This window comes from Arthrobacter sp. ok909 (assembly GCF_900104405.1).
Taxonomy (GTDB): Bacteria; Actinomycetota; Actinomycetes; order Actinomycetales; family Micrococcaceae; genus Arthrobacter; species Arthrobacter humicola.
On the sequence record NZ_FNJS01000032.1, the window covers coordinates 43,265 to 52,689 of the forward strand.

Sequence of the window (9,425 nt, forward strand, 5' to 3'; positions counted from 1 at the left end):
CCGGAGTTCGCCCGATTGGTGCGTCCGGATGGTTCGGTTGTAGTCCCTGCGGCGGTGGCTGATGGGATGCTCCGCTTACTGGTGCTGGGCGTGACCACGGCGTCACGGATGAATGCGGGCGGGAGCCCTTCTGTGGCCGTGCTGGAGGTCCTTCACGCGCTAAATATGGCAGCGGTCAAGGCAGATGAGGTCCCCATGTCCGTTAGCGGACCCAAGTCTGACGAAACCGGCATCATAGAGGTACAGGGTGTGACATGGCAAACCTGCTCGGAAGTTGCCGCCCTGCTCCAGTGCACCGAACGCTCCGTTCGTAGGGCCTGCGAGCAGGGCCGGCTACCGGCCAAGAAGACGGGCCGTCAATGGCTCATCCGCGAAGACCACCTCGATACCTACAGATTTGGAAAGGCAGCATGATGTCCGACAGCACCACAGACGGCCTGGCTGTGATAGACGCGGAAGTCGCAGCAGCAGAATCGGAGGCCCGTGAAGCGGAAGCCCTGGTGCGCCAGTTGGAGAACCGTGTCATCGAGGGCGACGCCACAGTTACGCCCGATCAGATCAGCGCGCAGGAGTCACTCTCACGTTTCGCACGACTGCGCGCACAGTTCACCGTAAACAAGGCGGCGAAGGCGCAGGAGGCGGCACGCTTGCAGGCGTGTGAGGCCCTGAATGCCGAGATCGCGGCTCATGCCAAGGACGACGGGCGGCGCTTCAGCGACCAGCTCAAGACTGCAGTGGACGCACTCCGGGCCTTTCATGACGCCGTGGAGGAACGTAACGTGAAGGTCCGGGAATTCCGGCAACGCGCCCAGGCTCTCGGCGTTCCGGAGCAGTTGCACACCGGGCCGGTTCCCGCCACGCACGGCGGCGTGCGGCTAACCCCCGGCGGCGACGCGGGCATGTCCGCAGGCGTCAAGGTTGGCCGGTTGCGGGTGGACGGAGTGGACGCGGACACCTTCATGAACCGGGCGCTTGACCTGCTCGTGAGGGAGGGAAAGCTGAAGATCCTGGGCTTCATCGACGCCGGAGAGGACCTGTTCGGGGATCTCGTTCGGATCGATGAAGAGGTGCCCGAGAACACCGCGAAGCACTTCTACCGCGGCCCGAACGGCACGGTGTTCCGTAAGGATGACCCGTTCACCGCCGATGAGATCAAGCGCGCCGAACTGACCGTGATCACCAAGGCTGAAGCGGACGCAGAATGAGCGCCGCCGAGTCCAACGGTCAGCGCCGGCCTCATGGGTAGCGAAGGCTTCGATGCACTCATTGATGACATCACCGCACGTGTAGAGGAAGCAATCCCCGGCGCATCCTTCAAAGCCATGGAACACGTCAGAGAGATTGCCGTGAGCCGGGCCCTGCTCGAAACCGGCAATCTCCGCACGTCAGCGGAAACCATTCCGGCACCAAACGGCGCGGCCGTGTACTTCCCCGGGCCTTACTCCAGGTACCAAGAGTTCGGCATCTCCCACAGCGGGGAGCAGTTGAGGCACGAAACCGGGCAGTCCCTCTACCTCACCTCAACGATCATCCAAGAGGCTCCAAAAGTCTTGGAAATCCTCGAAACCGAGATCCGCAGCGCCATCGAGTAGTACCCACCACAACCGCATAGCCGAAGCTACGTCGAAGACCCAGCAGGGGGCCAGGAGCCCCCGCTGAAAAGCCAGTAGACCTAACGGACTCTCCAGGAGGGAGCCGAGCGCGAAACGCCCACACGGGCGCGTCGTCCTTGGCTTCCTTCATTTTTAGGAGTTTCCATGACTGGCCCCACAACTACCGGAAGTATCGATGCGAAACTCGGCATCGATCTCGACGCGTTCAGACGCGGTGCGGCTGAGGCGAAGGCCGAGGCTAAAGAGCTAGGGGACCTGTCACCGACTGTCCGAGTTGACGCGAACGTCGGACCCGCACTGGCGAAACTCGACGAAGTAGTCGCACTGGAGAAGGCGCTGGAGGCGCAAAACGTCCGCCTCACCGCGACCGAGAAGGGTCTCAACCAGGAGCAGGTCAACTCCACGAGCGGCGCGCTGCGGCTCGCCACGGTCGAGAAGATGCTCGGCGAGTCTAGGCGTGCCGAGACCATCGAAACGGGCAAAGCGGTCGAGGTTACCCGCACCCACACGGCGGAGACGGATAAGAACGCCGCCGCGGTGAACCGGGGCGCGCAGGCACAGAAGCAGAACATCTCCGGTGTTGCTGTCCTCATCTCCATGGCCCCGGCACTGCTCGCCGCAACAGCACCTATTGCGGCGTCGACAGTCGGGCTGGGTGCGGCGTTCGGCGTCATGGGCATCTCTGGCGTCCTGGCTATCAAGGGCATCAAGGATGCGATGGTTGTCGGCGACACTGTCGGCAACACCTACGCGACCGGGATCGGGGTCCTCAAAGGCAACCTCGACCAGCTCGCCGCGAACAGTGCCAACGGGATGCTCGCCGGATTCTCCACCGCCGTCACGGACATCAACTCTCGGATGCCGTTCCTGAACCAGCTCGTCCGGGAAGGGTCCGGGCTGTTGGGGCAGATGGGCTCCACCGCCCTACGTGGTGTGTTGGATGGGTTGCAGCAGATGAACCCGCTGATCCAGCAGGGCGGTGTGGAGCTCGGGCGGTTCGTGACGTGGCTGTTCAGCTTCAACGGCACGAACGGGTTCACCGGGTTCCTGGCGTACGCTTCCTCGAACCTGCCCAGCGTGATGCACCTCATCGAGAACCTGGTTGTCACAGCCGGGCATATCCTCGCCGCGTTCGCCCCCCTCGGGCCGGTCGTCATCACCGCCCTGTCTGCTATCAGCGACGGGCTGAACAACCTCCCGCTTCCGGTCCTAGCCGGTCTTGTCACGACGGTGACGAGCCTTGCCCCGGCACTCAACATCGCCCGGGTTGCTATGGACATGGCCGGAACCGAGGCGGCGATCTTCGGCATGAAAGCCAACCTTGCCGTGCCGGTTGTCGGCGTCCTGCTTGCCGCCCTTTCAGGCCTGGGACTCATGGCTATTACCGCCGCGCAGGGGACCGACCACGGCACCGCATCCGTCCAGAACTACACGCAGGCGCTCCGGGATGACACAAATTCCATCGGCGAGAATGTCCGGGCGCAGGCCGCTAAAGCGTTGGTGGACTCCGGCGCGATTGACGCAGCCCGCAAGCTGGGCGTGTCCATTGAGGACGTGACCGCAGCGGCGACTGGTAACGGTGACGCGCTGGCGCGTGTCAAGACGGTTACGGACGCCGCATCCTCAGCGGTGACGCGGGCGAAGGACGCGCACCAGTACGCTTCGCAGGCTCAGCGCGATCAGGCCGACACGGCAAAAATCCTAACTGACACAATCTCGGGCACCAACGGCGCGATCAACGACGGCATCCAGAAGAACAAGGAATACGACGCCACACTCGCGGCGACTAAGGGCGGGACCGACGCCAACACCCTCGCCGCACAGGCCCAAGCTCAGGCGTACGGGACGACAGTAGCCGCGCTACAGGCCGCGAAAACCGCGCAGGAGGGTCATGCCCAGTCAGCAGCAGCAGCCACCTTGCAAATGGCGTTGGAAGGTGATGCGGCGGGTTTGTTGAAGCAGGCCTTCGACGCGCTGAACGGAAAGTCGTTGTCGCTGGAGCAGGCCCAGACTAGGGCGGCTTCGGCGGCGAACTCGGCAACGAAGTCATTCCAGCAGAACGGGACCGCGATCAACGGGACCACGGACGCCGCTATCGCGAACCAGCAGGCCTTGCAGAACAAGGTCGCGGCGGATCAGGCATCGGCTGAGGCGACGGCGAAGTCGACCGGCTCCACCGAACAAGGCACCGCAGCATATGCCGGGTACAAGACCGCGTTGGAGGACCAGCTTCGGGCGCACGGGCAACTCACCCCAGCGGTGCAGGCGTACCTCGACAAGCTCTACGCCGTGAACGACTTCAAGCCTGTCCCTACGAAGCTGGAGGTCGACAAGGCCCAGGCTGAAACGGACCTGGCCGCGTTCAAGGCATACCTTGACACGGTCGCGGGGAAGCGGTTCACGTCGTACATCGACATCATCACGAACCGGATTGAGACGTCCACGAAGGACCCGGCAGGTACAGGCTCATCGACTGGCGGTCGTGCTAACGGTTCGCTCGCTGGTGGTGCGGCGACGGGTGGCCTGATTCATGCGGGGTTCTCGGCGTCGTCTCCGGCGTACTTGTCTGAGGGCGGGTCCCCGTTCGTGCCTCGTGGTACGGACACGGTTCCGGCGATGCTCACCCCGGGCGAGATTGTCATCAAAAGGGCGTCCGCGCAGTCGCTCGGTACAGCCAACCTCCTGGAGGCGAACCGCACCGGCAAATGGCCCGACCAAGGACACCAACAGGCCGCGCAGCTCCCGCCGATCTACGTGCAGAACCCGTTCACGGGCGAATACCTGCTCGCACAGGTTGACTCCCGCACCTCCCAGGCGATCAGCGCCGCCGACAACAGTTCGCAGTACAGGCGGCGAGGGCGCTAGGCGCCCGTAATCGCCGCAAGCATCACCCAAAAGCAGACCACTCCACCCCATCTAAGGAGCTATCCAATGCCCAATCTCCGCCGCGAAGACACCTCCGCCGGCTTCATATCAGGTAACCCTGTCCTCGCGGCGGGGGAGCATGGCTACGAGACCGACACTGAGGCGTCCAAGATCGGTGACGGCGTCACGCCTTGGGCGAACCTCCCCTACAGTGGCGCCAACCCCACCAACGCGGCACTCAATGCCACCTATGACCCTCTCGGCGCGGCCACGGCAGCAGCCGCGCCAAAGCTCGATAGTGCTACCGCCGCGCTCACTTACGGTCGACCGCATGTGGGGACCGTTGCCCTGCTTGGTGACTCAATCCTCAAACAAGGATCACTGTCCCAGGGTTCAGGGGCAACACTACAGAACATGACAGTAGCAATGGGTATCTGGCCAAGAGCAAATGCCCTCATGGGGCAGCGGCTTACCCTTATTCCCGGCCCATCTTGGGACTCGTTTGGTGATTCCGGTCTGACCATTCGCCAGATCATTGATAATGGCCATGTCGCTGCACTCATTGCCGCTAACCCCGAGTGGGCTATTTGCCACTTTGGCACCAACAGTATTGTTGCAGGTAATCAGTCGGCAGCTTCCACATTTGCGGACTACCGGGAGGCTGTCACTGACCTCACTAATGCCGGTATCAAGGTAGTTGCTACAACTATTCTGCCGCGCATGGTGGGCGGCAACGTCGAATCAACGGTAGCTCAGCGTGCAGCACTGGCCGCAGCGAATAAACTAATTGTTGATTGGGCACGCTCGGCTAAGGGTGTCTATCTTTGCAACTGGTCTGGATCGATGATTGACCCTACGGACGGTAACGGACTGCAAACCTATTCCCGAGACCTGACCCACCCCAACAGTATCGGGGCATCACGTCTGGCAAAGGTTCTGGCAGATACCATGTCAACCTTTATACCCGTCTCAGACTGTCTCCCGTCAGCCATGGCAACGGGGGTTATGTCCATCGGAAGAGTATTGCAGGCAGGCACTACAGGAAGCTTCTCAGGAAGCAATCCCGGCGGTGGATCAGGTCAAGGGGCCGCAAATAGTGTCACCTATGTAGACACAGGAACAACGGTAGTACTGTCCAAGGTTGCACGCACCGATCTTTGGCCTGGGGAGTGGCAGCAGTTCGCCGTTAGTGCAGCCACAGCAACAGCAGGATTCAAATACAGCATTCAAAATGCCAACGTAGGAACGGACTGGAATATAGGTGACAACGTATACGCTGTTGTCGAATTTCAGACCGATGCCGCGTCATGGCAGGGGCGCCAACTCAGCGTTCAATGCACCTGCAACGGAACATCCGCATTCGGCGGGGACGGGATCATATCCTCCGCCGACCTCGCCGCCCTGACAGCAGCACTCCATCAACCCGGTGTTGCAGGCGGCACGTTCCGCACCAAACCAATCGTCATACCCACAGGCACCACCCGTCTTCAGATAGACGTATTCTTCGCGGGCGGCACCGGGACCATACGAGTAGGCAGGGCACAAATCTATAAGGTATGACCCTTATGCAGTGGGTCTAGGTTCGACCGGTTAAGTTCCCCAACATGAGAAGCCCCGCCATCCGGCGAAGGATGGCGGGGCTTTTTTGCGTTCAGCGGGTTTCGCGTGGTGCGGTCTAATGGGTTGGGTGTAGCTCGATGGGCGCGCCATCAGCCTTGCACTTTTCCGCCACAGTGTCCGTGGTCATAAAGAAAGCGGTACCGGCGTCGCTGTCTCCGGACGCGAGGCCAGGGGCAAGTTCTTTGGACTCACGGATAGCTACTGCTACGTCGCCCTCTGCCTTATCCAGAGCATCCTTAATACGAGACGGAAGCATGTTGCGATCAGACTTCACGATGTCCGCTCCGAGGTTCAATCGGACGGAATCGGCGAGCTGATTGTAACCGTCCTCGTACAGTTTGCAAGCGGTGGCGTTCTTGGATGCGCCACCGCATGCCACGAGTGCAATAGCCAGCACCGCAGCGCCGGCGACCCCCAATATTGTTTTCATTGCCTGATCCTAAGGGAGCCGACCGACAATCAAAAGAGCGTGGCTCGGACACGACGGCGCCGGTTACGGTAGCGTCGGCCTCATGTCGTCACTCGAGCAACTCCAAACCATGGACTACGGGCAGATTGAATATGAAGTCCGGGAGGTGATCCGCGGTTGGAAGATTCGTAATACCGGCCAACACCGGTCAAGAGCCGCACTGCACGAGGACTGGTGGAAGATTCATCAGCCAGAGTCCCGGGCTGGAGTGTCGGACTGCCTGAAGTGCGGTGTCCGGTGGCCGTGCAATGTGGTGGCTGGCATGACGGTTGGCTCGTAGGCTCTAATTTATGGAGCCAAACGAGATATGGGCCTACCGTGAGACTGGGAAGCACCCGTTGGAACCCGTCCGCTTCTTACGTCACCGCCGCAACACCAACAAGAGCAACGCTCACGCGCAAATTCGTTTCGAGGACGCGGACGCGGACGGCCTGGAAACTTGGGTGCCGACCGGGCGTCTCAAATGCCTTTGGGCGGATGCCGAGGCGTTCACTGCACGGGAGCTCAGGTGGGCTGAGCTCAGACGTGTCTCGATGGTCGGAGAAGACGTAGAACATGCAGCTGCCGTCGTCCTGGATGCGCTGACACCGTTGGATGTGCTTGGCAGCAGTGCCGGTGCCGGCGGTACGTATGAATACGCGATCAAGGACGTCAGCACCCTTTCCAGGTTGTGCGGAATCCCAGAGATCGAGCTCACGTCGGCGCCGACCGCTTTCGAGGAGGACGGTAACTTCATGGTCCCCTTCCAGACGGCAGAGCGGGTGGCCCGGGCCCTTGCAGGGAAGCATCCAGAGGCTGTGCTGCGCGTCGTCGTGCGAGAGGAACGGGACCTCGAAGAGAAGCAACTGGAATGGCGCCAACGCGGCTCTCCCCCCAGAGGGGAGCAGTCCGAGGACTGGGATGAGGCGCTTCGTCGGTCATTCGAGATACGGCGCGAGTGGGTGGGCGCGGAGGCCAATACGTTCCAGGCCGAGGTGCTGGCCTCGCATGGGGAAGTGCAGGAGTTGCGGGACCTAGTTGAGTATGCCGCCAAGTTTTTGCAGGCGAACGGCCACACGACGGTTGCAGCCAAGCTGCGGCGCTCCCTGAAACCGAACGACAAGCCCGAGTAGCGGATGTGTGCACGCTTGTGTGTGCACACTGCCGGACGGGGGTGGCAGACGGGGGTTTCAGGCGGAAAGTGAACCCCCCGGTATATAAGGCACGAAACCACCATGAACCCCCACGGGATCATAGGGGACATGGTGGCCTCGTTACTGGGGGTCAAGGGGTCGCAGGTTCAAATCCTGTCAGCCCGACCAACAGAAAGAACCCCGCCATTCCTGACAAAGGAATGGCGGGGTTTTCTGTTTCCCGGATCAGCTCCGTGTCCAGCCCGTGTCCAGTCCGTATTCAGGCAAGTTTTCCCAAAGGTGAGGCTCGGTAACCTGCACTCAGCATCGCAGGAACAGCGCCATCGGGGCGGCGGTCAGGCCGCATCCCGGGCCGCCGGCAACTGCAGACGAAGAATCGGGTCTTTCACCCGACATGAATATCTCGGCTGGGTGGGTAGACGAATGAACACACTGTTGCGGGCCGGCGTAATGGCCGCGCTGAATGTCTTGGTTCTGGGACTGGTCGTTGGCGCGAGTCCAGCTTCCGCGGTTACCTGCCAGCCCGGGACGCCGGGGCCCACCAACCAGTACCCGGGAAAGACCGTGGTGGCCGCCAACTTCGAGTCCGGCAGCATCACCGCCGAAGGGTTCGGAACGCCCGTCACTGGCGGGACCGGCACGGCTGTCGTCTCCTCCGCCCAGCACCACTCCGGACTTTGTTCGGCGTACCTGCACGTGACCACCGATGCGACGTCCCTGGCCAATTTCTCGGCCCCGCTGCCGTCCGGCAGCGACGAGGTCTACACGGACGGCTGGTTCAACATCACCCGGGCCGGGCTGGCGGGCAACGATGTCCCCTATTTCAGGTTCTTCAATGGCAGCACCAGAATGCTGGATGTGTTCCGCAGCAACGACAACGGCGACCTGGTGCTGCGGGTGACGTCCCCTACCCAGGCCGGGGTGTTTTCCTACCAGACGCTGTCGCCTGCTGTGCAGCTGGGTACGTGGCACCACCTGGTCATGCACGTGGTGGCCAACGGGGGGTCCTCCACCGTGCAGGTGTGGTTCGATGACCTGCCGCTCTACTCGAGCAAGACTGTCGCCACGGGCTTTAGTGCGGTCACCCGGATACAGCTGGGCGCCGAGCACCTGCAGCAGTCCGGCGACAGCTACATCGATGATGTGGTCATCAAGGCAGGCACAGCGGGGGCGGCCGCCCCGCAGCTTCCCGGGACTTACACCCCGGTGCCCCCGACCCGGGCCCTTGATACCCGGAACAGCACACCGGTGGGTGCGAATTCCGCGGTGTCGTTCCAGGTCGCGGGGGTCAACGGGATCCCTGCCTCGGTTTCGGCGGTGGTGTTCAACCTGACGGTGACCCAGCCGCGGTCCCTCGGGTTCATCACGGCCTACGCCTCCGGCGCCGCCCGTCCCAACGCGTCCAACCTGAACTTCTCCGCCGGCCAGACGGTGCCGAACCTGGTCACCGTCCCGGTGGGGGCCGACGGCAAGGTCACCCTGTTCAACAGTTCCTCCGGGTCCTCCCAGCTGATCGCTGACGTGACGGGCTATTACGTCACCGGAACGCCGGCGACGGCGGGTTCCTTCAAGAGCCTCTCGCCGGCCCGGCTCCTGGACACCAGGAACTCCTCGGCAGTCGGCGCGAATTCCGCGGTCTCCTTCCAGGTCGCGGGGGCCAACGGAATCCCCGCCTCGGTCGCGGCGGTGGTGTTCAACCTGACGGTGACCCAGGCGAAGTCCCTG

General features: G+C 62.3%; 8 protein-coding genes. 7 read left to right on the forward strand and 1 reads right to left on the reverse strand.

From position 1 onward, the window contains the following. The first annotated feature begins 195 nt into the window (after window positions 1–195). The 5 genes from BLR03_RS25360 (at window position 196) to BLR03_RS24535 (ending at window position 6,038) form a co-directional block, all read left to right on the forward strand. The gene (locus BLR03_RS25360) at window positions 196–414 is read left to right on the forward strand and encodes a helix-turn-helix domain-containing protein (RefSeq protein WP_368086985.1); all 219 of its coding nucleotides are present in this window, start codon (window positions 196–198) and stop codon (window positions 412–414) included. Then, window positions 411–1,205 (forward strand): hypothetical protein, encoded by a 795-nt coding sequence (locus BLR03_RS19590; protein WP_091255827.1) that lies wholly within the window; start codon window positions 411–413, stop codon window positions 1,203–1,205. The genes BLR03_RS25360 and BLR03_RS19590 overlap by 4 nt, the downstream gene beginning before the upstream one ends. Before the next feature lie 33 nt (window positions 1,206–1,238). Further along, the gene (locus BLR03_RS19595) at window positions 1,239–1,592 is read left to right on the forward strand and encodes a hypothetical protein (RefSeq protein WP_091255828.1); all 354 of its coding nucleotides are present in this window, start codon (window positions 1,239–1,241) and stop codon (window positions 1,590–1,592) included. A 165-nt stretch (window positions 1,593–1,757) separates the two neighbouring features. Continuing rightward, window positions 1,758–4,478: a hypothetical protein gene (locus tag BLR03_RS19600; RefSeq protein ID WP_091255830.1), complete on the forward strand. Its 2,721-nt coding sequence runs from the start codon at window positions 1,758–1,760 to the stop codon at window positions 4,476–4,478. A gap of 66 nt (window positions 4,479–4,544) precedes the next feature. Beyond that, a complete protein-coding gene (locus tag BLR03_RS24535) occupies window positions 4,545–6,038 on the forward strand; it encodes a GDSL-type esterase/lipase family protein (protein WP_175460626.1) in 1,494 nt (497 codons plus the stop codon). A gap of 115 nt (window positions 6,039–6,153) precedes the next feature. Here the strand turns inward: BLR03_RS24535 and BLR03_RS19610 are convergent, their stop codons facing one another. Continuing rightward, window positions 6,154–6,528, reverse strand: coding sequence for a hypothetical protein (locus BLR03_RS19610; protein WP_091255831.1), 375 nt, complete (start codon window positions 6,526–6,528; stop codon window positions 6,154–6,156). A gap of 329 nt (window positions 6,529–6,857) precedes the next feature. On the opposite strand from BLR03_RS19610, the gene BLR03_RS19615 reads away from it, so the two are divergent. Both BLR03_RS19615 and BLR03_RS24540 read left to right on the forward strand, forming a co-directional pair. Next, the gene (locus BLR03_RS19615) at window positions 6,858–7,679 is read left to right on the forward strand and encodes a hypothetical protein (RefSeq protein WP_091255833.1); all 822 of its coding nucleotides are present in this window, start codon (window positions 6,858–6,860) and stop codon (window positions 7,677–7,679) included. Window positions 7,680–8,123: 444 nt separating this feature from the next. After that, window positions 8,124–9,425 (forward strand): polysaccharide lyase family protein (locus tag BLR03_RS24540; protein WP_175460627.1); only part of this gene is annotated, 1,302 nt, incomplete at its 3' end.

Coding starts and splice junctions, on each gene's coding strand:
- BLR03_RS24535 (WP_175460626.1), top strand. CDS start 4,545: ATGCCCAATCTCCGCCGCGAAGACACCTCCGCCGGCTTCATATCAGGT.
- BLR03_RS19600 (WP_091255830.1), top strand. CDS start 1,758: ATGACTGGCCCCACAACTACCGGAAGTATCGATGCGAAACTCGGCATC.
- BLR03_RS19590 (WP_091255827.1), top strand. CDS start 411: ATGATGTCCGACAGCACCACAGACGGCCTGGCTGTGATAGACGCGGAA.
- BLR03_RS19595 (WP_091255828.1), top strand. CDS start 1,239: ATGGGTAGCGAAGGCTTCGATGCACTCATTGATGACATCACCGCACGT.
- BLR03_RS25360 (WP_368086985.1), top strand. CDS start 196: ATGTCCGTTAGCGGACCCAAGTCTGACGAAACCGGCATCATAGAGGTA.
- BLR03_RS19615 (WP_091255833.1), top strand. CDS start 6,858: ATGGAGCCAAACGAGATATGGGCCTACCGTGAGACTGGGAAGCACCCG.
- BLR03_RS19610 (WP_091255831.1), bottom strand. CDS start 6,528: ATGAAAACAATATTGGGGGTCGCCGGCGCTGCGGTGCTGGCTATTGCA.